Consider the following 23,267-nt stretch of genomic DNA (forward strand, 5'->3'; position numbering starts at 1 on the left):
GGCTCACCGGGCGCTCACCGCGTTCACCGCGTTCACCGGGCTCACCGGACCTCATCGGGCGCTCACCGGACGCCCGGCGGCGCCCGCCGGCTCGGCCGCGCCGAGGATCTCGGCCAGATGCATCACCCGTACGCCCGACTTCTGCCGGGCGAGCATGCCGCCGATGTGCGTGAGGCACGAGTTGTCGGCCGCGCACAGCACCTCGGCGCCGGTGTCGAGGACCGCCCGCACCTTGTCGGCGCACATCGCCGCCGACACGTCGGCGTTCTTCAGCGCGAAGGTGCCGCCGAAGCCGCAGCACTCCTCCGCGCCCGGCAGCGGCACCAGGTCCAGCCCCTTCACCTGGCGTAACAGGGTCAGCGGCCGGTCGCCGAGGTGGATGCCGCGCAGCGAATGACAGGTCGGGTGGTAGGTGACCCGGTGCGGGAAGCTCGCCCCCACGTCGGTCACGCCCAGCACGTCGACGAGGAACTCGGTCAGCTCGTACGTCACGGCCACGACCCGATCCACCGCGTCGGCGAAGGGCCCGGAAGGCCCGGTCAGCTTCGGGTACTGCTCGCGGATCATCGCCGCGCACGAGCCGGAGGGCACGACCACCGCGTCGTAGCCGCGCAGGACCGCCACGCTGCGCCGGGCCAGCCGTACGGCCTCGTCCCGGTAGCCGGTGTTGGCGTGCATCTGGCCGCAGCAGGTCTGGCCGCGCGGGAACTCGACGTCGACGCCGAGCCGGCGCAGCAGCGTCACGACCGCCCGCCCGGTGCCCGGGAAGAGCGTGTCGTTGACACAGGTGACGAACAGGGCGACCCGCACGTGCCCTCCCGGCGTGTACGGCCGGACCGGATTCGGACCGGATACGGTCAGACCATACCTCCTGGTCCGTATCCGGCCGCCCGGGGGCGGCCGGGGACCAGCCGGACGGTCCGGCCGCCGCAGGCGCCCGTCCCGGTCCGCCGTCTCAGCCGGAGAGCTCCCGCCACGCGGCGCGCAGCTCCCGGCTCAGGCGTTCCGGAGCGTCCTCGGCGATGTGGTGACCGCTGTCGACTCCCCTGCCGACGACCTCGGGCTCGACCCACTCCTGCCAGACACCGATGATGTCGTCGTAGAGGACGGGCAGGTCGTCGCGCGTTCCCCAGAGGACGAGGGTCGGGCACCTGACGCGGCGGCCCGCCTCCATGTCCGCGTCGTCGTGCCGCCGGTCCACGCCGAGCCCGGCCCGGTAGTCCTCGCACATCGCGTGGATCCTCTCGGGGTCGCTCAGCGACTCCTGCAGGTCCTCCCAGGACTCCTGCCCCAGTTGTTCGGGCCCTTCCTGGTACCAGAGGCTCAGGTTCGACCCGATGACGGTCTCCGGTTCCGGGCTGGGCTGGGCGCGGAAGAACCAGTGCCACCAGCGGGTGGCGAAGTTCGCGTCGCACCGCGCGAGCGCCGCGCCGATCGGCACGACGTCGAGCGCGGTCAGGTGCGTCACCGCGTGCGGATGGTCGAGGGCGAGCCGGGTCGCGACATAGCCCCCGCGGTCGTGTCCGACGACGTGGAAGGTGTCGTGCCCGAGCGCGCGCATCAGTTCCAGGCAGTCGTTCGCCATGCTGCGCTTGGAATAGGACGAGTGGTCGGGGGTCGTCGCCGGCTTCGACGACTGGCCGTACCCCCGCAGGTCGGGGCAGACGAGCGTGTAGTCGGCGGCGAGCAGCGGGGCCACGCGGTGCCAGGTCATGTGCGTCCGGGGATGCCCGTGGACGAGAAGCACCGGCGGCCCCGAGCCGCCGTGCCGGACCCGCAGCGTCACATCGGTCAGGTCGACTCGATCAAGCGTGAATCCATCGAACATACCGTGCTTACTTCCTTCCGGGCGGGCCGGCACACACGATGGCCGGGATGTTCCGGCATGCGGAACCGGGCGCTGCGCCACGCGGACGCCACGGGCGGCGGAGGCCGCCCCGCTCAGGCCAGCGTCACGCCGTACGCCCGCATCCAGGCGTCCACCTCGAGGATCGGCAGCAGCAGGTGGCTGGCGTTGAGCCAGGTCATGGTCTTGGACCCGGCCCGGGTGAGGTCCTCCACCCGCTGGGGATCGAACACACCGAACAGTGGGGAGCTCCGATCGGTGAGGATCTTGTCGATCGACCGCATGACCTCGGCCTCGTAGGCGGGGTCGTGCGTCCCGGGATAGCCGCTCTTCGCGCGGTCCAGCGTCGCCTGCGGCAGGATGTCGGCGAAGGCGAGCCGCAGCAGGCTCTTCCAGTGGCCGTCCGCGTTCTTCATCTCCCAGGGCACGTTCCAGACGTACTCGATCAGCCGGTGGTCGCAGTACGGCACCCGGACCTCCAGGCCGACCGCCATGCTCATCCGGTCCTTCCGGTCGAGGAGATAGGTGAGCGGGCCCTTCAGGCTGAAGTACATGACCTCGCGCATACGCGCGTTCAGGCCCGTCTCGCCGGGAAGGCGCGGAACCTCCGCCTTCAGCGTCAGGTAGCGGTCGTGCTCCGCGTCCGCCGGCCGGACCCGGCGGTGCAGGTCCGGCGCGAAGCAGTCGGCCAGGCGCGGAGCGTCCCCGATCCAGGGGAAGCGGTCCCGCCGGACCAGGCGCTCGTCGTGGAACCACGGGTATCCGCCGAACACCTCGTCGGCGGCCTCCCCCGAAAGGGCCACGGTGGAGTGCCGCCGGATCTCCTTGAACAGCAGGTACATGGACGTGTCGAACTGTCCCAGCGACGGCAGGTCACGGGCGCGGCGCGCCGCGGGAAGGGCGCCGATGACGTCCGCGGTCTCCAGGACGATGTCATGGTGCCGGGTGCCGAGGTGACGGGCGGCCAGCCGGGCGTACGGGCCGTCGGGTTCGGGCCGCAGCTCGGTGGGCCTGAAGTCGCTGTCGTCGCCCGCGAACTCGACCGAGAAGGTGTTGAGAGGTCCCTCGCCGGCCTTGGTGAGACTGCGGTGGGCCAGGGCGGACATGATGGTCGAGTCCAGCCCGCCGGAGAGCATGGCGGAGCGCGGCACGTCCGCGACGAGCTGCCGGTCGACGACGTCTTCGAAGAGCTCCCGCACGGTTCCCACGGTCGTCTTCAGGTCGTCGCGGTGCTCCCGGCTGACCAGGCGCCAGTAGGGGAACTCGCTGGCGCCGGCGCGCGAGAACCGGACGAGGTGTCCCGGGCGCACCTCTCGCAGGCCCCGCAGCGGGGTCTCGCCGGGCAGCGAGAGGCGGGCGTTGAAGAGGATCGGGAGGCTCTCCTCGCCCACGACGGGGGTGAAGAGCGGGCTGGCCATGATGCCCTTGGGCTCGGAGGCGAACAGCAGGCCGCCCGGGTAGGCGTGGTAGTAGAGCGGCTTGACGCCGATGCGGTCGCGGGCGAGGAGAAGCTCCTCCCGGGAGGCGTCCCAGATCGCGAAGGCGAACATGCCGTTGAACCGCTCGACGCAGCTCGCGCCCCATTCGAGGTAGGCGCGCAGGACGACCTCCGTGTCCGAGCGCGTCGTGAAGCGGTGGCCGCGGGCCATGAGCGTGCCGCGGAGCTCCTGGAAGTTGTAGACCTCGCCGCTGTAGACGAGCACGACCGGTTCGTCGTACGGCCCGTGGCGGGCGATGGCCGGCTGGGTGCCGCCCTCGAGGTCGATGATCGACAGCCGGCGGTGACCGAGCGCCGTGTGCGGGCCCGTCCACATGCCTTCGGCGTCGGGCCCGCGCAGGGACATGGTCCGGGTCATGCGCCGCAGCGCCGGCGTCTCCTGCCGTAGATCACGCGTGAAGTCGATCCATCCCACTATGCCGCACATCGGGTTTCCTTCCTGGGGTGAGCGAACTCATCAGCGGGCCGCGGTGTCCGGCCCTTCACCGGAGTGATGGGACGGGAGGCCGCGCAGCCGGCGACGCAGCCGCAACTGCTCGGCCCGAAGGTCGTCGAGGTCCCGCGGGCCGAAGGCGGCGGGGGCGTCGGGCCAGTGCCGCCGGAGCGCCCGCAGCGCGCGGGGAGTCGGACGGGCGGTGCCGTGCCGGTCCACCACGAGGCCGTCGAGTTCCGCGCGGGCGGTGTTCCACGCGACGGCCTCTCCTTCCGCCGTCTCCGGGGGGAGACGGAGACTCACGTCGCGGCCGGTGATCGTGACCGGGTAACCGCCCGGCAGCCCCCGGGGCCCGGGCACGTGCCCGGCGTAGCCGCGCTCCTCGTGGAGGACGGCGTCCAGCACCGCCCCGCCCTCCGCGGCTCCCATCTCGTTGAGATGTTCGCGGGGCCGTGCCCGGATCCCACCGAGAATGTCGGCGACGTCGCCGAGTGGCCGGTCGTCGAGCCAGGCGAGCGCCTCCTCGGCGGGGCTCGGCGGGGGGTGGAGATGTGCGTGGTGGGCGAGGAGCCTGAGCCGTGACGCCTCGCGTACGCCCAGATGGGCGCGGAGCGCCATGGCGAGGCTGGACACGTTGCCCAGGCCGCACAGCACGGGCACGCCCGCGGCGCACACCATGCCGTTGACCGCGTCGGGGAAGCAGGCGTTGATCACGACCGTGTCCCCGCCGGCCTCCGCGCTCGCCCGCGCGCAGCGCAGGACCACGGCCGCCTGGAGCGGCAGGGTGACGCCGAACCCGGCGGCGCGCACCAGGTCCGTCCAGGCCGAGGGGGTGGACCGCATCTCCGCGGGGGACTGGTCCGAGGCGCAGAGCACGAGGGCCGCGGGCCGGACCCGGGCGAGGAGAGGACGGAGGTCGTCTCCCCCCGGCACGTCGAGCGCGTGGGGCGAGAACCCGACGGCGGTTCCCGCGAGTGCCGCGTGGGCGCCGGCGACGGCGCAGAGGTCACGGGCCCGGCCCAGGTCGCGGCTGACGACGTGGACGGTGGCCGGGGCGGACGCCAGGTGGGCGAACGACCGCACCAGGGCACCGGCGAAGGCGCCGGTGCCCAGGACGACCACGCCGCGAGCGCCGGTCACTGCGCCGGTCGTGGTGCCGGTCGTGGTGCCGGTCATGGTGCCGTGCTTCCCGGCGGCGTCGGGCAGGACCCCAGGAACGCGTCCAGGTCGACGATCTCGGGTTCCGGGACTCCCGGGCACCGCGCGCTGACGTCCAGCCGCGGTGGCCGCCGCGCGTCGGTGAAGTACACCGGGGTGAGGGTCTGCCGGTCGTCGATCCGCAGCAACGGATTGGCGACGAGGAAGTCCCTGACCGCGGGGGTGTCGCGGCGTACGTAGATCCGCATCCGTTTCGTGGAGAAGTGGTTCGGCGGCAGTTCCAGGCGGGGCGCGAACTTGCGTTTCCACTGGAAGATGCCCTTGCTGACGAAGGCCTCGGTGCCGAAGAAGTCGACCCGTGGCACACGGTGGGCGCAGGCCCACAGCAGGAGCAGGTGATAGACGGCCTTGAAGGCACCACTCTGGTAGTGCTCGTCCCGGCCGTCCAGGACGCCGAGGAGGCGGGTGGTCAGGGTCCGCCGGTCCGCGGACCACTGGCACAGGACGCCGGCGACGCGGGTCCCCGCGCGGTCGGCGACGAAGAAGAGCGTGCCACGCGGGAGGATCGCGTGCCGGGCGACGGCGAGCCGCTCCGTACGGCTGCGGTCGCCGTGCCGGTGGCCCATGGTCGGCACATGCATCCGGTGGTAGAAGAAGTCGAGGGCCCCGGTTGAGGAGTCCTCCTCCAGCCTCCAGTCGTGCTCCCGCTGGTTGCGGCGGAACTGCCACCGTTCACGCCGGGATATCCGCTGCTGGAGTTCCTCCTCGCCGTCCGGGATGTCGACCACGAGGTGGATGCGGAAGGGCGCCGTCAGACCACCGAGCGAGGGCAGCGTGCTCATCCGCTGTTCCTCCGCGCCGATGACGACCAGGTCGGCGTCCGGCCAGCGGCCCGCCGCGACGTCCCGCCAGCCGGTCGAACCGGTGTCCCGGCCCGCCGTCTTCCAGCCCAGCTGGGCGCGCTGGTGCTCCATGAGTTGCAGGATGTTCGTCTGCCCGATGGGCAGGCCGGCATAAGCGATGCCGGGGCCGTCGCCTTCGGCGTGGGAGAGGACGACCGGCACGGAGGAGGCCAGGGTGTCGGTCAGACGGCGGGCGGCCCGCCACACCGGCCGGGGCGTGTTGTTCCACGTGTAGGCGAGCCTGGCGAGCGCGGGCGTCAGGCCCGGCGCCCCGGGCGGGCGCGGGGTGGGCTCCGGGGGTACGGAGGCGGGTGCGGCATCGGTGATGTGGACGGGCATGGTGTCTCCTGGGAGGACCGGGCCGTTACCGGGCGGCCGCCGCGTGGACGACGTCCCGCAGGTCGCCGAGGGAGCCGATCGAGGACAGGTGGTGGGCCTCGGGCGGCCGGTAGTCGCCGGTGTGGTAGGAGCCCGAGCCGTGGACAAGGACGTCCCGCAGGTCCAGCAGCCCGCGGTCGGCCGCGTTCAGGACGCCGGTGACCGCCATGATCAGCGACCATTCGCGGACCTGGCGCGGATCGGCCGGCAGGTCGACGCCCGCGGGTTCCAGCAGGCGCCGGATCGACGGGTAGCGGTCGAGGCACTCGGCCAGCGACACGACGATCCCGCCGCCGCCCTGGGTCTTGATGATCTCGTTCATGCGGGGCGAGGTGACCGGCGCACGGGTGTAGAACGTGGGGTCGAGGTCCTCGTCGGAGGCGTAGGCGACGCGCGGGAAGTGCGGGTCGGCGTGCTGCGTGAGCAGCCCATCGTGTGACGTCCACTCGGGCCGGTAGCCGAACGTCCCGTGGTAGAGGCTGGCGACCATGTCGGGCGTGCCCAGGTGCTGGACGAGGAAGTATCGCGCGCCGGTCCCGGGCCACTCCCGGCCGGTGTGCCACTGCTGGCCGTAGAAGTGGCCCAGCAGGCCGAAAGCGCTCGACACGGAGTGCGCGTGCACCCGGGCCGCGGCCGGCAGGCGGTCGCGTTCGAACAGAGCGCGGGCGGCGTCCGCGACCGCGTAGTTGGCCAGGTCGAGCGAGTGCCAGAGCCGTACGCCGTGACGGTCGAAGACGGCGTGCGCCTCCTCGTCGGCGACCGCGCGCGCCAACGTCTTGACCTGCCCCGCCTCGCCGGAGTCGAGGACGGCGAGGGGGTTGCGGCGGCGTGATTGAGGATCCTCGACGAGGGCGGAACGCCACAGCTTGTGGCGGGACGCCGATGGCACGACGCAGACGATGCCGAGTTCGTCCTCGCCGGCCAGCCCGGTCTCGTGCGCCCGCTGGACCGCGTCCCGGAGCGCGGTGGCCTTGTTCGCGCTGGACGGAGTGATGATCATGACTGCTTCGCCGGTGCGCCGGATGTGCGCGACCGCCCGGGCGACGATCATCAGGGACGCGAAGGTCTTGGTCGTACGCGTCCGGGGGTTGTGCATCAGGTTCAGCAGAGTCAGCCGGGTGTCCCTGTACGGCTCCAGCTCGTGCGCGGTGATCAGGCTGGGCGCGAAGAACGCCTCGAGTTCGGGCGTGAGCGGGGGGAGGCTCCAGCCGGGGGTGAACGCGCCTCCGTCCGGCGCCCCGGACCGCGCGCGGGTCTCGGCGTGCGCGAGGATCCGCGACAGTTCGTCGTAGTAGCGGACCAGGGCGGGACGGGTCGCGGCGGGCGCGCTCGCGGACGCGACCGGGGCGGCGGCGGTGACGGTCATCGGGGGGATCCCTTCGCGAGCAGGTCGCCCCGGACGAGCCTGGACATTCCGGCCGCCGCGGCCGTCGCGGGCACCCGGGCCGGGTCGGGACCGACGTCGACGGGCCTGTTGTCCCGGTCGACGAACACGATCCTCGGCTGCAGGAGACGCGCGGCCTCCTCGCCCACGGTCTTGTAGGCGATGATGATCACCAGGTCGCCCGGCGAGATGAGCCTGGCCGCCGCGCCGTTGATCCCGATGATCCCGCTGCCCCGCTCGCCCTCGATGACGTAGGTGCTCAGGCGGTTGCCGTTGTCGATGTCGACGATGTCCACCTTCTCGCCCGGCAGGAGGTCGGCGGCGTCGAGCAGGTCCCGGTCGAGTGTCAGGGAGCCGACGTAGTGCAGGTCGGCCTGGGTCACGGTGGCGCGGTGGATTTTGCTGTGCAGCATGGTCCGGTACACGTGGGGGCCCTTCGTCGAGTGGGGGGATCAGGCGGCGATCTGGATTCGGCGCAGGTGGCGGCTGCGGTCGCTGAAGGCGTTGCGCGCGTGCAGGAGACGCCAGTTGTCCCACACGAGCATGTCGTTCCTGTGGTAATGGATCGCCACGTGGTCGTCGTCGAACGCGGCCTTCCAGCGCTCCTGGATCTCGACGACCGGGTCGTGGTCGTCCCGCAGGAGGTTGTTGCAGCTGAATCGGACGATCAGCCCGTCCTCGGTGTCCTCGAGGATCGGGTGGCGCGTCTTGAGGTCCAGGCCGAGACGCTGCACCCCTTCGGTGGTCTTCCAGTCGTAGTCGGTGGCTTCGAGCATCTTGCGCTCCTCCTCCGACAGCGCGTCGACCCAGGGACGCGTGTCCGCGAGCGTGGTCTCCCCGCCCGGACCGCCGGCCGGCGTCACGCACCACAGGGCGATGTAGCGGGGCGGTGCGATCGCGAAGTCGTAGCCCTCGGTGTGCGGGGTGAGGGGCCTCGTGTTGCCCGCGTGGTAGACGTCGTCCATGCCGGGCTCCGGCCGGACGTCCCCGACCACTGCTCCGGTGTAGTTCGGCACGAACGTCCCCTGCGCGCGGCAGAACCGCACGGGGTCGAACCGGTCGGGGACGTTGCACATGAGGACGTATCCGTGCTCGTCCATGAGCTGGCGGAACGTTCTCATCAGCAGTTCCTCGGCCAGCGGCTGCCCGTTGAAGTCGACCTGCGAAAGGATGCTGATCGGAGAATGTGACATTACTCCTCCTGGGCTTTTGCCGGACATGACGGCATGATTCGAACCACACAATTCGAGGGTGCCGGAGATCGCGCGGGCGAGATGCCGTAATAAAAGATCCACCGGGATCTACTTCCGTGGATCATCGAACGTTTTCCACCATAACAAACGAAGTTTCGGCATTGTCAAGCGCTCGCAACAATTCACTTAAAGTGACGAACCGGCCGGGCTAATCGGGCCGACCATGCGTGACAATGCCTGCGTATCGGCGCCCGGACCCCGACGGAGGACGTGACCCAAAGTAGTCTGTTTGCCGGAGGCAGGGCCGGGCAGACAGCACGCGTCACCTGAATCACGCTTCCCTTTTCTCCTCGGAAAATGGGCGGGCAGACGGTTCTCCACCGCGACGAAAACCCCGGAAAAATGGCCGCCCAGCCCGGTCCGGGAGATTTCCTATTCCGCTGCTCCGGGCTCGACGAGAGCGTCTCCCAGGGGCGTCCTCCGATACAGGACGCTCCGGCCGTCGCGGGTTTTCGTCACCGCGCCGGCGTCGTACAGGACCGCCAGGTGATCACCCACCCCGCCCGTGCTGAGGCCGAGCCTGCGGGAGAGCAGCGTGGTCGTGGACGGCTGGTCGAGAGCGCGGAGGAGAGCCGCCCGGGTCTGGCCGATCAGGCGGTCGGCGCCGTCCGTCGCGGCCCGGCCGCCGCCCCAGAGCCGCCCGGCGCCGCGGGCCGGGTAGATCAGCGCACAGGCCTCCGGAGGAGCCGTGGCCAGCCATCGTCCGCCGAGGGTGCAGGGCACCAGCGTCAGGCCCGCGCCGTCGAGCTCACGGTCGGGTCCGCTGATGCCGGCGATCTCGAGGCGGTCGCTGGTGAGCCAGCGGACCCCGAGGTTCATCCCGGACAGGGCTCCCGACCAGCCGTGCGCCGTCAGCAGGCCCGTGCGGTAGAGCACATCCTGCTCGGCGATCGCCTGGAGGCGGGGCCACATCGGCTCGACCAGTTCGCTCCAGACGGAGAGCAGGCTGCCGGCGACGCGCTCCGCGACTCCCGAGCCGGCGAGGCCCTCACCCAGTGGACGGCCGCCGCTGCTCACCTCCAGGTCGTGCCGGGCCCGCGCGTCCGGGGTCCCGGCGATGCGGGTCAGTTCCCGGGTGACGGTCGTCCGCAGGTCCGGCGGCGGCGCGCAGATGAAGTCGGGCAGCCAGGAGGTGGTCGCGACGAGCTCGGCTATGGCGGCGACGGTGGGGTCGCGGCGGCAGAGACCGGCGTAGACGGCGCGGCCGTACTCGCGCCAGGGACGCAGTTCCACCGGGCGCCTGCGGCCCGCGAGAATCTGCAGCGCCGCGATGGTCTCGCCGATCGGCGACAGCGCGAATCGAATTCCCACCAGATCGTCCGCCGAGACGCGGAGCACGACCATGTTTCGCCTCCAGGCGTAAAGATGGCCCGCATAATCAGGCCTGCCGCATGATGTCGACGTGGTGAGTTACGGTGACGTGCTGAAGGTGCCCGAATTCCGGGCGCTTTTCTGCGGGCACAGCCTGACGATCGCCGGAAAGACAATGCAGCAGCTGGCTCTGGCGTCGCTCGTCTTCGCGGCGACCCGCTCGCCTCTCCTGTCGGCGGTCGCGTTCCTGGCCGGGTTGTTGCCGCAGGCGATCGTCGCCCTGACGGTGATGTCCCTGGCCGACCGGCTTCCGCCTCGCCTCGCCCTCACGGTCTGGGAGGCCGTCAGGGCGGTGACGCTGTGCGGCCTGGCCTTCGGCGTGCTCCCGGTCTGGGCCGTGCTGCTGACGATCCTGCTCCTCGGCTCCGGCGACGCCGTCGCCGTCGCCGTCCGGCAGGCCCTCCTCACCGACGTCCTCGGCCGGGAGCAGTACGTGCCGGGCCGGGCGCTGCTGAACATCGTCGTCGGCGTGATGCAGATACTCGGATTCGCCGCCGGCGGCATCCTGGTCACCTCCGTCGGTGTATCGGGAGCTCTCTGGGTCGCGGCCCTCGCCGCGCTGGGCGCCGCCGCGGTGAGCTGGTCCGGGCTGCGGCCGAGGCCCTCGCGCGGCCCCGCCGGAGGCGCCGTGCGAGCCACGTGGGCGGGCAACCGGACGCTCTTCGCGGACCGGCGCACCCGCGGCCTGCTCCTGGCGCACTGGCTGCCCAACGGTCTCGTCGTCGGCGCCGAGGCGCTCTACGTGCCGTACGCCGGGGACATGGCCGGCGCGCTGTTCGTGGCGGCGGGGGCCGGCATGCTCCTCGGCGACGTCGTCGTCGGGCGTCTCACGCCGGAGCTCAGAGGCCGGCTGATCCTGCCCCTGTCCCTTCTGCTCGCGGTGCCCTATCTGGCGTTCCTCGTGATCCCTCCCGGGCCGGGCGCCCTGGTCGCGGTCGCCGTGGCGTCGTTCGGGTTCGGCTCCACGCTCGGCGTTCAGGAACGGCTCGTGCTGGCCATGCCCGAGCGGCTGTGCGGGCAGGGCCTCGGCCTGGCCATGAGCGGCATGATGACGATGCAGGCCGTCGCCGCGTCCCTGACGGGGACGGCGGCCGAGCTCACGAGCACGGGCACCGCCATGGCCCTGGCCGGCGCCGGTTCCCTGGTGCTGACGCTCGCCCTGATCGCGCACGTCGGGCCACGCTGGCGCGCCGCCCGGGGCGGCGCCGTACCGGATCTCAACCCGGCGGTCTGAGTGGTCCGCCGGGTTCACGCTGCGGGACGCGCGCATCGGGGAGCCTCACCCGGCGCCCGACACGGAGTCGACGAGGGCGCGGCCCAGCGGCGTGGCGACGTACAGCACCTCGTTGGCCCGGCGGCGGCTGCCCACCAGGCCGGCGTCGCGGAGGACCGACAGGTGCCTGCTGACCGTGCCGGGCGCCAGGTCGTGGCGGCGGGCGACCTCCGTGGTCGTGTACGGACTGCGGAGTTCGGCGAGGATCGCCGCGCGGGTGCCGCCGAGAAGGTTCCCGAGGGCCCGCCGGCCGTTGCCGCCCTCGCCCGGCCCGCTGTGCAGGCCCAGCGCCAGATCACGTGCGGGCGCCCCCATGGGATGCACCAGGAGGGGCCGGTCGGCGTCCGGCAACAGGATCTCGCTGCGCTCGCAGAAGACGGACGGGACCACGACGAGGCCGCCGCCGTCCCGGAGCCGCGGACCGGCCTCCCCGTCACCCTCGACCCACAGCCTCGGCCGTCTCCACACGAGGCCGTGCCCCAGGGACCGCAGCAGTTCGTCCGGGCCGCCGCTGAGCAGCGCCCGCGCGTGGACGGCCCGCTCCGACTCGACGGCCGCCCTGAAGCGGTTCCAGTACGGCGCGATCACCGCCTCGCAGTACCAGAGCAGCGCGGACACCACGGGTTGTGCGGGAACGGGCTCAGGCGGTGCCGCCGGCCGGCGGGTTCCATGGCCGGAGTCCCCGGCACCGGCGTCCGCGCCGGCCTCGGCGCGGTGCGTGAGGGGATCGTGCTTTCCGACCGCCCGCGAGACCACGCGCACCTGGTCGGCCAGGGTGCCCGCGCCGCCGATCACGCGCCGTACGATCCTCAGCGCGCCGTGTTCGAACGCGCCGTGTCCGAACGCGCCGGGTTCCGTCGTCCCGTGTCCGACGGCCCTGCCGCCGCCGTGGCCGAGCCTCAGCCGGGCGCGGGTCCGCGACCGCCACCTCGCGTACGAGCCGGCGGAACGCCTGTCGAGGATCTGGAGGCTGAGCGACACTTCGAGCGCCAGCGACGGCATGGACGCCACACTTATCCGGGAAAGATCGGTCTCGCTGAGGGTGATGCCGCCCAACTCTCCTCCACTCTCGCGCGACGCCGGAGCCTCGCGGATACCCAGAGCCGTTTCCCGGAAATCGCCCGGCCAATCCCCTCATAACAAGTCCGAAGATTCGCCTGTGCACGAATAGCGGCAGAGGCGGGCCGATCATCAGGGACTTTTCCCCACCGCCGAATCTCATTGCCAGGCGGCCGCGGCGCTCCTAGCGTCGGCATGGCGAACCCGGAACCACAGGTGTTCGCCCCGTTCGTTTCCGAGTCGCGGAATGCGGGTTCGCGTTCGGTTTGCCAGGGGGCGTCCGGCCATGCCCTCGCGTCACAGGGAGGACCGGTGGGCGGCTCGTGAACACCATGAACGGATCGGCGGAGCGGACGCGGCCGCACGACTGGTTCGGCGACCGGCAGACGATCCGCCCGCGCGGCCTGCGCCCCCGGCAGATCCGCGACCTGGTCCGCTACTACATGGCGGACACGCACCTCATGCCGACCTCGGTGCTGCCCCTCTCGCCCATCGTCATCCCGCGCCGCTCCTACGCCGAGGTCTTCCGCGCCGGCCGCGTGCTGCTCGACCTCCTGCGCCGCACCGTTCTCGGGCTCGCGCCGACGCTGCGGGGCAGGCTCGACGGGCTCGGCACGAGCGCCGCGGACTATCCCCTCGTGGTCGGCGACCCGTTCGTCGAAGAGGAGTTCGCCGCCGCCATGGCGAGGCCGGACGTCATCATCGGCGCCGACGGGCCGCGCTTCATCGAGTTCAACCCCTGCGGCACCCCCGGCGGCGTCATCGAGACCCATTCCTGGCTGAGGGCCTGGCGGGCCGCCTACCACCGATACGGCACGGCGCCCTTCCGCAGTTCCGACCCTGTGCACGCCCGGGCGGACTTCGTCGCCGACGCCTGCGACCGTCTCGGCGTGGAGCCGAGGGCCGCCTGGGTGACCAGCATGCGGGATCTGCCGAGCCGGATCGCGGTCAAGTACTTCCACCTCGAACTCGAACGCCTGCACCACCGGGGGATCTCCGCCGAGCTGTTCACCCCCGAGGACCTGCCGCACGGACTGATGGACGGCGACCGCCTGGCGTTCCCGATCGGTGTCCGCTGCTTCACGGTGCCGGAGTGGCGGGAACTCGGCATCGACATCGAGCCGGTGCGCCAGGCTCTGGACGCCGGCTGCCTGCTGCTGCCCACGCAGACGTGCGGGCTGCTCGACAACAAGAAGGCGCTCGGCCTCCTCTCCGAGGGGCAGCCCTGGATGAGCGCGGCCGAACGCGCCTTCGTCGAGCGCTACGTGCCGTGGACCCGGATCGTGGCCGACCGGGCCGTCGACTGGCGTGGCGAGCGGGTAGACCTGGTCAAGCACCTGGAGGCCGGCCAGCGGGCGATGGTGCTGAAGCGCGGCATCGGCATGAAGGGCGAGGCCGTCCTCGTGGGCCGGGGATGCACCGCCGCGACCTGGCGGCGCGCCCTGGACGAGGCCGTACGGCTCGGCGACAGCGTCGCGCAGGAGTACGTCGAGCCCGTCGCCTGCGAGGTCGACCTGAGCTGGAGCGACAACGACGCCGGCGTCGTCGAGACCTACCCCGTCCTCGGCCCCTTCCTTTTCGGCGACCGTCCCGGCGGGCTCTGGGCCCGGTTCCTGACCGAGGGGAACGAGGGCGTCTTCACCCGATCCGTCTACGGTTCCTGCGAGAACGTCGTGGTGGCCGCGGCCTGAGGTCCGAAACCGCGAGGGCCGCCCGATTCTCCTCGTGAACGATTCCCCGAACTCGGTCGTTTTCCCGGAAAACAGGCGGATCGATGCTGCGAGGGAATGGATGGATCTGCTCGGCGCCGCCACTTTGGCGGTCTCCCTGCTCGCGCTCGCCGTGTCCGTCGCGACGGCGCTGCGGCAGATACGGATAATGCACCACACGAACCAGCTCCCCGTTCTGGTCGAACTGTTTCAAGAATTCCGGTCATCGGAGTTCCAGCTCGCCGAGCGGTATGTCGTCCAGCGCCTGCGGGACGGCACGATCCGGAAACGGGCTGCATGCTGCTGCCCGAGGAGGCGTTTCTCGCCGTCACGAAGGTCGTCGGCTTCTACAGCGGATGCGGTGCCTTCATGGCGCGGAAGATGGCGGACGAGGGGCTGGTCGTCCCGCTTCTCGGTTATCGGGCGAGCAGGGCGTGGGACGCGCTGGAGCCGTTCATCAGGAGGGAACGGGAAATCCGGGAGTCGAGCGACCGCTATGCCAGTGTCTTCGAGGATTTCGTGTGGCGGGTCCGGCGGCACACGTCGCTGGAGAAGGCCTACGGTCTCCGCCTCAGAACGCTCCCGCCGACCCCGGCCAGGGAGGTTCCGCCCCCGGAGCCGCAAACGACGTAACCCTCCCTTATCGGCGAGCGGGCCGGGGCCTGATTAGCGGCGTCGCGGACGGGATAAGAGTGAGGAAGGTCACTGCGGCGCCGAGGGGAGAACCTAGATGCGGTCCACGTCGTCACCGGTGAGCCGGGCGGCCGCCGGCGTGTACGCGGGCCTCGCCGCCCAGGTCGTCTCGCTGGCCGCGCTGGCGGTGTTCGAGCAGGCCAGGGGCAGGCGGCTGGCCGCCCAGATCGCGGCCTTCGGCGGCGACCCCGCCTCCCCCGCCGCACGGGCCGTCAGCGGCGCGGCGACGGCGTTCGCCGTGCTCGTCCTGGTGCTGCTGACCGCCACCGTGGCGGCCGCGTTCGCCTATCTGGCCTGGCTGCGTCTCGTACGGCCGGCCACCCCGCCCGCGGTGCTCGCGGTGGCCTGCCTCGTGCCCGGGATCAACCTGGTGATGCCGCCGATCCTGGCCGACCTGGCGTGGCGTGAGACGCCGGCGCCCGGGCGCAGGGGTCCGGGACGCACGCGGCGCGCCGACGGGGACGACCGCGATCCCGCCTACGGCGCGACTCCGGAGATCGGGGCGCCCGGCGCTCCGGGCGACGGGCCCGGCCGCGTCCGGTGGCGGGCGACGCTCGCCTGCTGGTGGCTGAGCTGGCTGGCCGCGCTCGGCCTGGTGTTCGCCGGCCCGGCGCGGGACGGGCTGACCGGCCTCGGCCTGCCGCAGGTCGCCGCGGTGACCGTCGCGGCGATCCTCTGCGGCGCGGCCGTCCGCGAGGTCACCGACCGGCACGCGGGCGTGGCCGACCGGGCACGCGACAGGCGGGGCGCCGCCCGCCCGCCGGCCCGGCTCAAGCAGCAGACCGGAGCGCTCTTCGAAGCGTCCGGCGGAACGACCGGCACGCCGAGCGGCCCGGTGCGCATCGCGGCGGACGGCGCCATGGACAGTGCCGTGGAGGGCGCGATGGAGGGCGCCGGCGCGCGGCTCGCCGCAGGTGACGGGACGGCCCGTCAGCGGCCGGGCGGGGGCCCCGAACTGCCGGAGCTGGCGTGCCAGAGCCGCCGCTGGGGCTCTCCCGGATGGCCGGGGAGCCGTCCCTCCCGCGCGGCGGGCGGGGCCCCGTTGTCGGAGTAGGGCGACACCCGGAAGCCGTTGCCGTACTCGATGGGCCGCCCGCCCACTCCGGCGCCCGGCACGGGCACCTCGCCGAGCACGGCGCGTACGGCGTCGAGCCCCCGGGTGCGCCACACGTGGTCGAGGTCGGCGAGGTTCCAGCAGTGCACGGCGCGCAGCGAGACGGCCCTGATCCCGGTGCGCCGCACCACTCCCCTGGCGGCCAGCAGCCACGAACCGAACACCGTCGCGGCCGTGTGCGCCTGCACCGACTCGAAGAAGGTCAGGTCGATCGGGCCGGTGGAGTCGTCCAGGGTGGTGAAGATGACCCGCTGCCCCGAGCGCACCGCGGGCGTCTGGGTGGCGACCTTGACCCCCGCGACCAGGATCTCCGCACCGTTGCGCTGCCGCAGCAGGTCGGCGGACCTCGTCACGCCGAGCGCGTCGAGCAGGTCGTGGTAGAAGTCCATGACGTGGTGGCTGACGTCCATGCCGAGGATCGCCAGCTCGGCCTCGACGGCCTCGGCCTCGGTCATCTCCGGCAGCTCGCCGGGCGCGACCCGCTCGGTGAACCCCATCGGCAGCTGCCCCGCCGCGCCGGCGGCGCCGCGGTCGAGCGCGCCGACCTGGGCGATCAGGTCGCGCCTGGTCAGCCGTCCGGGACGCCAGCGCGGCTCCCCCGGCCGCAGGCCGTGCAGCGCGTCGAACCCGCCGACCTCCACGATCCGCTCGGCGACCGGCCGTGAGGGCCGGGCCCGCTCCCAGAAGTCCGCGAGCGAGGTGTACGGCCGGCCGGCGACCATGCGGTCCACCTCGGCCTCGCTCACCCCCCGTACGGCCGAGAACGGCACACGCAGGCCGTACCCGCGGCCGAACCCCCCGGGCCCGTCCTCCGCCGGACCCGTACGCTCGACCAGCCAGGTCTTCCCGGAGTGGTTGACGTCGAGGGGCAGGACGTCCACGCCGCACTGGCGGGCCTCGTCGAGGATCACCCGGCTCGGGTACATGCCGGGGTCGTGGGTGAGCACGCCCGCGAGGAACGCGGCGGTGTGGTGCCGCTTGAGCCAGGCCGACTGGTAGGTGGGCAGCGCGAACGCCGCCGCGTGCGCCTTGCAGAACCCGAACCCGCCGAACGCGTCGAGCACCCGCCACGCCCGCTCGACGACGTCGGGGGCGTACCCCCTCTCCCGGGCGAGCGGCACGAACCACGCCCGCACGGCCTCGCGGCCCTCCGGCGTCCCGAGGGCGCGGCGGGCCCGGTCCGCCTCCGCCAGCCCCGCCCCGGTCATGACGTCGATGACCTTCATGACCTGCTCGTGGAAGACGACCACCCCGTTGGTCTCCCGGAGCGCCTCGCGCAGCGACTCGTGCGGATAACGCGCCTCCCGGAAACCGTGCCGGGTCTCCAGGTACGGCGTGACCATGTCGGAGTTGACCGGTCCCGGGCGGAACAGCGAGATGTCCACGATCAGGTCGTGCATGGTGCGCGGCTCCAGCTTGGCGACCAGCTCGCGCTGCCCCGGCGACTCGATCTGGAAGCACCCGATCGTACGGCTGAGGCGGATCATGTCGTAGGTGTCGCGGTCGTCGCGGGGAACGGCCTCCAGGTCGATCCGCCGGCCCTCCACCCGCTCGACCTCCTGGAGGGCGTAGGCGAGCGCCGACTGCATGCGCACGCCGAGCACGTCGAGCTTGAGCAGGCCCGCGTCCTCGACGTCGTCCTTGTCGAACTGCGACATGGGGAACTCCAGCAGGCTGCGCTCGACCGGGGTGCGGTCGCGCAGGGTGGAGTTGCCGATCAGCACGCCGCAGGGGTGCAGCGCGATGTGCCGGGGCAGCCCGTCGAGCCGCTCGGCCAGCCGGAACACGGCCTGGAGCGACCGGTCGTTCAACCCGCTGTCCCGCAACTCGGGCAGGTCGGACAGCGCGGCCCTGATCTGCCTGGCCCGCACCTGCGGGAACGCCTTGGCGATGACGTCGATCTCGTGCGGCGGCAGGCCCATGGCCGCCCCGACGTCCCTGATCGCGCTGCGGGCGCGGTAGGTCTCCATCATCGACACGCAGGCCACCCGGTCCTCGCCGTACCGGCCGAGGATCGCCCGGTAGCAGTCGAGGCGGCGGGCGGACTCCACGTCGAGGTCGATGTCGGGCAGGCCCGGACGGCCCTCGGACAGGAATCGCTCCATCAGCAGGCCGTGTTCGAGCGGGTTCACCTCGCCGACGCCGATCAGGTAGTTGACCAGGCTGCCGGCCCCCGAACCGCGGATCGCGCACCGCACGCCCATCGCCCGGATCATGTCGGTGATACCGACGACGGCGGTGAAGTATCCCGACAGCCGCTTCCGCTCGATGATCCCCAGCTCGGCCGCCAGGCGGTCGCGGGCCTCCGCCGAGCGGTCCAGGCCCCGCCGGGCCAGCCCCTCCTCGCACCGGCGGCGCAGCAGGGGGACCGGGTCCTCGCCGACCTCCGGCAGGTGCAGCCGGGGCCGTTCGGGTTCGAGCATGGGCACGATCTCGACGGGGTCGAGCACGCACCGCTCGGCCACCCGTCGCGTCTCGGCCAGCAGCCGCCCCGCCCGGCCGGGGTCGCCGCCGCAGATCCGCGCGGCCACCCGCGCCATCTCCGCGCCGTCCTTCAGGTACGCGTGGGCGGTGGGGTCGTCGATGTGCCGCCCGTCGAGGGGAACGAGCTTGCGCGCCGCGTCGAGCACGTTGCCGACCTGGTGATCGGCGGCGTCGCGGTAGCGGACCGCGTTGGTCAGCACGACCGGCACGCCCATCGAGTCGGCCAGCCCGATCATGCGGGCGGCGACGTTCGCGTCGCGGTAGCCGTACAGGTCGGAGACCTCGACGACCAGATCGGGGAGCACCGCGCGCCAGGCGGTCAGCAGGGCGCGGGCCTGGTCGTCGCGCCGTTCGGCCACCGCGCGGCCGAAGCCGGAGCGGGGCCCGAGCAGCACGGTCAGGCGCGGCCCGCCGTCCGGGCCGGTCGCGTGCTCGGCGATCATCCCCGGCGTGACGTACGGCTCGCCGCGCTCCCCCGCCCCGTGCGCGGCGGTGACGAGACGGCACAGCGAGGCCCAGCCGTCGGCGCGCGCGAGCACGACGACCCGCGCCGGCGAGCCCGCGCCGAGAGCGAGGTCCACTCCGGCGATCGGGCGGACGCCCCGCTCGTGACACGCCCTGACGTGCTTGATCGCGCCGTAGAGGCCGTCTCGGTCGGTCAGCGCCAGCGTGTCCATGCCCTGCTCGGCGGCCCGCCGGACGAGGGCGTCCGGGAACGCGGTGCCGTACCTCAGGGAGAAGGCCGACGCCACGTGCAGGTGAGCGAAGGGCCGCTCCTGGAGCGTTCCCATCGATCCCAGGCCCATCAGTCCCAGGCCCTCAGGAGGAGCCAGCCGTCGCTCGCGGTGTCGAAGCGCAGCTCATAGGTCCCCACCTCCCTGCCGGCCGCCGCCCCCACCCGCCAGAAGCGCCGCTCCCCGGGATCGGCGTCCGAGGTCTTCCACCATTCACGGGCGACCACCCAGTGATCCTGGATTTCGCGGACGGTGTAGAGCCGGTCACGCCAGACGAACTGCACAGGCTGCCCGTCCCGCACCCACACCTCGATCGGATCGCCGTAAAGTCTGCTCAAGACTCCTTCTCCCTGTGGCTTCGTGGCCACCCGGGGGAAGACGGGCGGATGATTCGGGCAGAATCGCCGCTACTTCGAACATACGTTCACAGAGGGCCGAACGCAAGTCGGCGCGGCGCCTTCGGCTGTCCGTTTCGGGAGGTGTTCGCCACACCCGCGTCTCACGCCCGAGCAGCGGTCACCGGCCGGTCATCCGGTCACCCAGATCCCGCTCCCCCGGTACGGCGGCTCCTCACGCTCGGTGCCGTCCGCCGCCACCGCCCAGACGCGGGCCGTCCCCGGCTCCCTGACAACGGATCCCACCCCGGTGTGCCCGAGTGGACCCGCCGGAAACGTCCCGTGCGTCCACTCACCGCCCGACAGGTGACCGACCGCCGTGTTCCACTCGTTCTTCGCGTAGAACAGCCAGAACCCGCCCCGGCCGTCGGCCTCCAGCCGCAGGTGGGGGTCGAGCTCGGGCTCGGGGACCAGGCTGTAGCCCCACCGTCCGTTCTCCCGCCGGAGAAGCAGTGTGCGGCCGCAGAAGGTCACGTCCTCCTCCTCGGTGCCGCAGACCCACGCGACCCAGCCGACGGCCGCCACCCGGCCCGACTCGTCCACCGCGAGGTCCACGAGCTCGGAGAGCTGGTTCCGGTGCAGCGCGGGAACCGCGGGGAGCGGGACCGTGCTCCAGGACCAGCCGTTCCACCGGGCGACGGCCGCCCGGCCGCGGCTCGAACCGGCCACCCAGACCTCACCGCCGGGCAGGCCGTCCACGTCCTTCGCGACCAGCGGCGGCCGTGCCGTGCGCCAGGCCCTGCCGTCCCAGCGCCGCAGATCGGCTCGGGAGCCCCAGGGCCCCTCGGCTCCCCCGGCTCCGTCCAGGAAGTTGGCGTTCACGACCGCCCACACGTCGCCGGGAGCCGCCGCGTGCACCCGATCCGGTTTCCCACCCGGGCCGGGCGCCGTGGTCCACCTCCGCCCGTCCCAGCGCGCGGCGGTCATCTCCCCGAACAGCCACACGTCGCGGTCGGAGGCGGCGGCCACGGCACGCGGCTCGGTCACCGGCGGAGCCGCGACCTCCCGCCACCGTCCGCCGTCCCCGCGCAGCAGCAGCGGCGCACTCGTCTCGGGCCCACAGGCGTGGGGCACCCGGGTACCGGCCGCCCACACGGTCTTCTCCCGGGTGACGGCCAGGCCCATGAGGCGGTCGCGGTAGTCGTAGTACGCGCCCCGCCACTCTCCGGCCCGCCCGCCGTCTTCGCCCGGGCCGGGCCGAGGCGTCGGCGAACCGGTCAGGCAGGGGGGCGACGGGCGCTCGGCGGGCGTGTCGCCCCGGGCGTCGGCCTCGTTCCAGGTCTCGAGATCGCGCGGCAGGGTCGACCCGCACGCCGCCAGCACCATCGCGGCCAGCGCCGCCGTCACGCACCTCATCCGCGTCCGCACACCCCATAGGACGCCCCCATCCGGCATCCGGTTCTGCGTGAGACACCCAGCCCGGCCCTCGCCGGCCGACCGGCGCCGCGTCTGCCCGCCTGTCGCCCTCCCTGAGCGGCGACCCTTCCGTAGAATCGATGTCGGCAGAGGCCAATCTGGGTCGATTCTCGTCGTAGATGGCCTTCTGAACGTATGGTTGTACCCAGGAACAGGGAGGAGGGGCCGTGCTGTTGCGATTCCGGGTCGCCAACCATCGGTCGATCCGTGACGAGCAGACCCTGTCCTTGGTCGCCACTCCACTCCGTGGTGAGCCCAAGCCCCGGAGCACCGAGATTCCCCGCACCATACGAGTGGCGGGCATCTACGGCGCCAACGCCTCGGGCAAGTCCAACGTCCTCGCCGCCCTTTGGTGGTTCATCGGCGCCATCCGCGCATCACACACGGTCTGGCCGCCGGGATCCGCCATTCCACGGCAACCCTTCGCCCTTTCCGATCAGCGCTCCACGACGCCCTCGTTCTTCGAACTGGACTTCCTTCACAACGGCGTCCGGCACTCGTACGGGTTCGAGGTCGACAACACGAAGGTGATCGGAGAATGGCTGTTCGCCTTTCCTCACGGCAAGGCCAGGAAACTGTTCGAGCGGACGGGTCCTGAAGAGTTCGCCTTCGGCCGGGCGCTACAGGGACAGACGCACCAGATCGCACGGCTCACCCGGGAGAACTCGCTCTACCTCTCCTCCGCCGCCATGAACAATCACGGAACGCTCGGGCCCTTGTACCTGAGCCTCACGACGGCTGTCGGCTTCGCGATGCACGGCGAAGGAGACGAGGGACGGCGCCTGAGCGAGACACAACGTATGCTTCGGTCGGCTCCGGACCATCCTGCGATCACGAGGCTTCTCCGACTGGCCGACCTTGGTGTCGAGGGAGCCGAGATCGTCGAGAAACCGGTGCTCACCGAGACTGGGGAGCTTCTCTCCCTGGTCGTCGGGAAGATGGAGGAGTCCTTTCCCGGTTACGCGTCGCTCTTGAGAGCGACGCGCGATGACACTCTGGACGACCTGCGCTACGAGATACGTCTCCGCCGGTCCACCGGCACGGTTCTCGCACTCCGGGAGGAGAGCGCGGGAACACGTGTGTGGCTCTCTGTCATCGGCCCGGTGACCACCGCGCTTGAGCAAGGCCGGTGCCTGGTCGTGGACGAGATCGACTCCAGCCTGCATCCACTGCTCAGCTCGACGCTCATCCGCCTGTTCAAGGACCCCGGCATCAATCGGCGGGGGGCACAGCTGATCTTCGCGTCGCACGACACGACGCTGCTCGGCACGATGTTGAACGACGGCCTGCTCGGCCGTGACGAGGTCTGGTTCACCGAGAAGGACGAGTCCGGCGCAACCAGCCTTTATTCGCTTGCGGAGTTCCACCCGCGTAAAGACGAGAACATTGAACGTGGCTATCTACAGGGGCGATACGGTGCTGTTCCGTACGTCAGCTTCGAGAAGATCCGCGATCTCTTCATCAGCGAGAGGCCGAACGACTCAGAATGAGCCCACGGCGTAGCCCCCAACGCCTCGATCGCCCAGTCGCTCGACGATTCCCCAAAAAGCGCATTTTGGTGGTGTGTGAGGGCAAAGTCACCGAGATCGAATACTTCAGGGGTGTCCGGGATCACTTTCGATCATTACCCGTGGACATCCGCGACTGCCGGTTCATCGGTCTCGGCTGCGACCCGCTCAGCGTCGTGGAGTACGCGATCGGCGAGCGCGATCGCCACCTGCGGGAAGCACGCACGCAGCGCGACACGAACCTCGCCTATGACGAGGTGTGGTGCGTGGTCGACCTTGACGATCACGCGACGCTGGAGACGGCGCTCGGCACCGCACGCAACAGTGGGGTGAACGTCGTGTTGTCGTCGCCGTGCTTCGAGCTCTGGCTTCTCTATCACTTTCAGGATTACGCGTCCGCCGCCAGCACTTCGGAGATTCACCGTAAGCTCGGCAGCCATCTGCCGGGCTACGACAAGCACCTGCCGCCGCGATTTCCGTACGGTGAGCACATGCTGGCGAAGAGCCGCGCGCGCCGCGCGGATCCGGATCACGACACGCCGAACCGCAGGGGGCGCAATCCCTCCACGAACATCTGGCTGGTCGTCGAGGCGCTTGGCAAGGCGGGGCGGGATTGATCAGTCGTCGGCCCCGGCACGCCCGTCGGCCACACCAGGATG

Annotated in this window: 18 protein-coding genes; 5 read left to right on the plus strand and 13 right to left on the minus strand. The window is 71.7% G+C overall.

Translation table 11 applies throughout. From position 1 onward, the window contains the following. Window positions 1–51: 51 nt before the first annotated feature. From HHX33_RS06055 to HHX33_RS06095, 9 genes are all read right to left on the minus strand, one after another. Window positions 52–810, minus strand: a complete 759-nt coding sequence (locus HHX33_RS06055) for a (Fe-S)-binding protein (RefSeq protein WP_182873724.1) — start codon at window positions 808–810, stop codon at window positions 52–54. A 145-nt stretch (window positions 811–955) separates the two neighbouring features. After that, complete coding sequence (locus HHX33_RS06060; RefSeq protein WP_182873725.1) at window positions 956–1,828, minus strand: alpha/beta fold hydrolase; 873 nt, start codon at window positions 1,826–1,828, stop codon at window positions 956–958. Between the two features lie 113 nt (window positions 1,829–1,941). Next, window positions 1,942–3,771, minus strand: coding sequence for an asparagine synthase (glutamine-hydrolyzing) (gene asnB / locus HHX33_RS06065; RefSeq protein WP_182873726.1), 1,830 nt, complete (start codon window positions 3,769–3,771; stop codon window positions 1,942–1,944). Between the two features lie 30 nt (window positions 3,772–3,801). Further along, entirely contained in the window at window positions 3,802–4,953 is a 1,152-nt protein-coding gene (locus tag HHX33_RS06070) for a potassium transporter TrkA (RefSeq protein WP_182873727.1), read from the minus strand. Continuing rightward, window positions 4,950–6,176, minus strand: a complete 1,227-nt coding sequence (locus HHX33_RS06075; protein WP_182873728.1) for a hypothetical protein — start codon at window positions 6,174–6,176, stop codon at window positions 4,950–4,952. The genes HHX33_RS06070 and HHX33_RS06075 overlap by 4 nt, the downstream gene beginning before the upstream one ends. A gap of 25 nt (window positions 6,177–6,201) precedes the next feature. Beyond that, window positions 6,202–7,581: a DUF6002 family protein gene (locus HHX33_RS06080; protein ID WP_182873729.1), complete on the minus strand. Its 1,380-nt coding sequence runs from the start codon at window positions 7,579–7,581 to the stop codon at window positions 6,202–6,204. Beyond that, window positions 7,578–8,024 carry an aspartate 1-decarboxylase gene (gene panD, locus HHX33_RS06085; protein ID WP_138461999.1) on the minus strand — a complete coding sequence of 149 codons (447 nt, stop codon included), beginning with the start codon at window positions 8,022–8,024 and terminating at the stop codon, window positions 7,578–7,580. Before panD ends, HHX33_RS06080 begins: the two co-directional genes overlap by 4 nt. 27 nt (window positions 8,025–8,051) lie before the next feature. Then, on the minus strand, window positions 8,052–8,792 hold the full coding sequence (locus HHX33_RS06090; RefSeq protein ID WP_138462000.1) for a TauD/TfdA dioxygenase family protein: 741 nt from the start codon (window positions 8,790–8,792) through the stop codon (window positions 8,052–8,054). Between the two features lie 432 nt (window positions 8,793–9,224). Next, complete coding sequence (locus tag HHX33_RS06095; RefSeq protein WP_182873730.1) at window positions 9,225–10,196, minus strand: ArsR/SmtB family transcription factor; 972 nt, start codon at window positions 10,194–10,196, stop codon at window positions 9,225–9,227. 58 nt (window positions 10,197–10,254) lie between these two features. Here HHX33_RS06095 and HHX33_RS06100 point away from each other — a divergent pair, with 58 nt between their 5' ends. Further along, window positions 10,255–11,457, plus strand: a complete 1,203-nt coding sequence (locus HHX33_RS06100) for an MFS transporter (protein WP_182873731.1) — start codon at window positions 10,255–10,257, stop codon at window positions 11,455–11,457. A 45-nt stretch (window positions 11,458–11,502) separates the two neighbouring features. Here the strand turns inward: HHX33_RS06100 and HHX33_RS06105 are convergent, their stop codons facing one another. Next, window positions 11,503–12,552 (minus strand): ArsR/SmtB family transcription factor, encoded by a 1,050-nt coding sequence (locus HHX33_RS06105; RefSeq protein ID WP_182873732.1) that lies wholly within the window; start codon window positions 12,550–12,552, stop codon window positions 11,503–11,505. Window positions 12,553–12,887: 335 nt separating this feature from the next. Between HHX33_RS06105 and HHX33_RS06110 the strand changes: the two genes are divergently transcribed. Together HHX33_RS06110 and HHX33_RS06115 are read left to right on the plus strand one after the other, a co-directional pair. Beyond that, complete coding sequence (locus HHX33_RS06110; RefSeq protein ID WP_182873733.1) at window positions 12,888–14,246, plus strand: hypothetical protein; 1,359 nt, start codon at window positions 12,888–12,890, stop codon at window positions 14,244–14,246. Between the two features lie 315 nt (window positions 14,247–14,561). Continuing rightward, window positions 14,562–14,897, plus strand: coding sequence for a hypothetical protein (locus HHX33_RS06115; protein WP_182873734.1), 336 nt, complete (start codon window positions 14,562–14,564; stop codon window positions 14,895–14,897). Between the two features lie 990 nt (window positions 14,898–15,887). Here the strand turns inward: HHX33_RS06115 and HHX33_RS06120 are convergent. The 3 genes from HHX33_RS06120 to HHX33_RS06130 form a co-directional block, all read right to left on the minus strand. Continuing rightward, the gene (locus HHX33_RS06120) at window positions 15,888–19,346 is read right to left on the minus strand and encodes a DNA polymerase III subunit alpha (protein ID WP_182873735.1); all 3,459 of its coding nucleotides are present in this window, start codon (window positions 19,344–19,346) and stop codon (window positions 15,888–15,890) included. 14 nt (window positions 19,347–19,360) lie between these two features. Then, window positions 19,361–19,627 carry a DUF6504 family protein gene (locus HHX33_RS06125; RefSeq protein WP_138462006.1) on the minus strand — a complete coding sequence of 89 codons (267 nt, stop codon included), beginning with the start codon at window positions 19,625–19,627 and terminating at the stop codon, window positions 19,361–19,363. A gap of 189 nt (window positions 19,628–19,816) precedes the next feature. Further along, window positions 19,817–21,031, minus strand: coding sequence for a hypothetical protein (locus HHX33_RS06130; RefSeq protein WP_182873736.1), 1,215 nt, complete (start codon window positions 21,029–21,031; stop codon window positions 19,817–19,819). A 236-nt stretch (window positions 21,032–21,267) separates the two neighbouring features. On the opposite strand from HHX33_RS06130, the gene HHX33_RS06135 reads away from it, so the two are divergent. Both HHX33_RS06135 and HHX33_RS06140 read left to right on the plus strand, forming a co-directional pair. After that, a complete protein-coding gene (locus tag HHX33_RS06135) occupies window positions 21,268–22,590 on the plus strand; it encodes an AAA family ATPase (RefSeq protein ID WP_182873737.1) in 1,323 nt (440 codons plus the stop codon). 71 nt (window positions 22,591–22,661) lie between these two features. Continuing rightward, entirely contained in the window at window positions 22,662–23,225 is a 564-nt protein-coding gene (locus tag HHX33_RS06140; protein ID WP_310741241.1) for an RloB family protein, read from the plus strand. Window positions 23,226–23,267: the final 42 nt, after the last annotated feature.

The sequence above is a fragment of the Microbispora sp. H10670 genome (genome assembly GCF_014161385.1).
Taxonomy (GTDB): Bacteria; Actinomycetota; Actinomycetes; order Streptosporangiales; family Streptosporangiaceae; genus Microbispora; species Microbispora triticiradicis.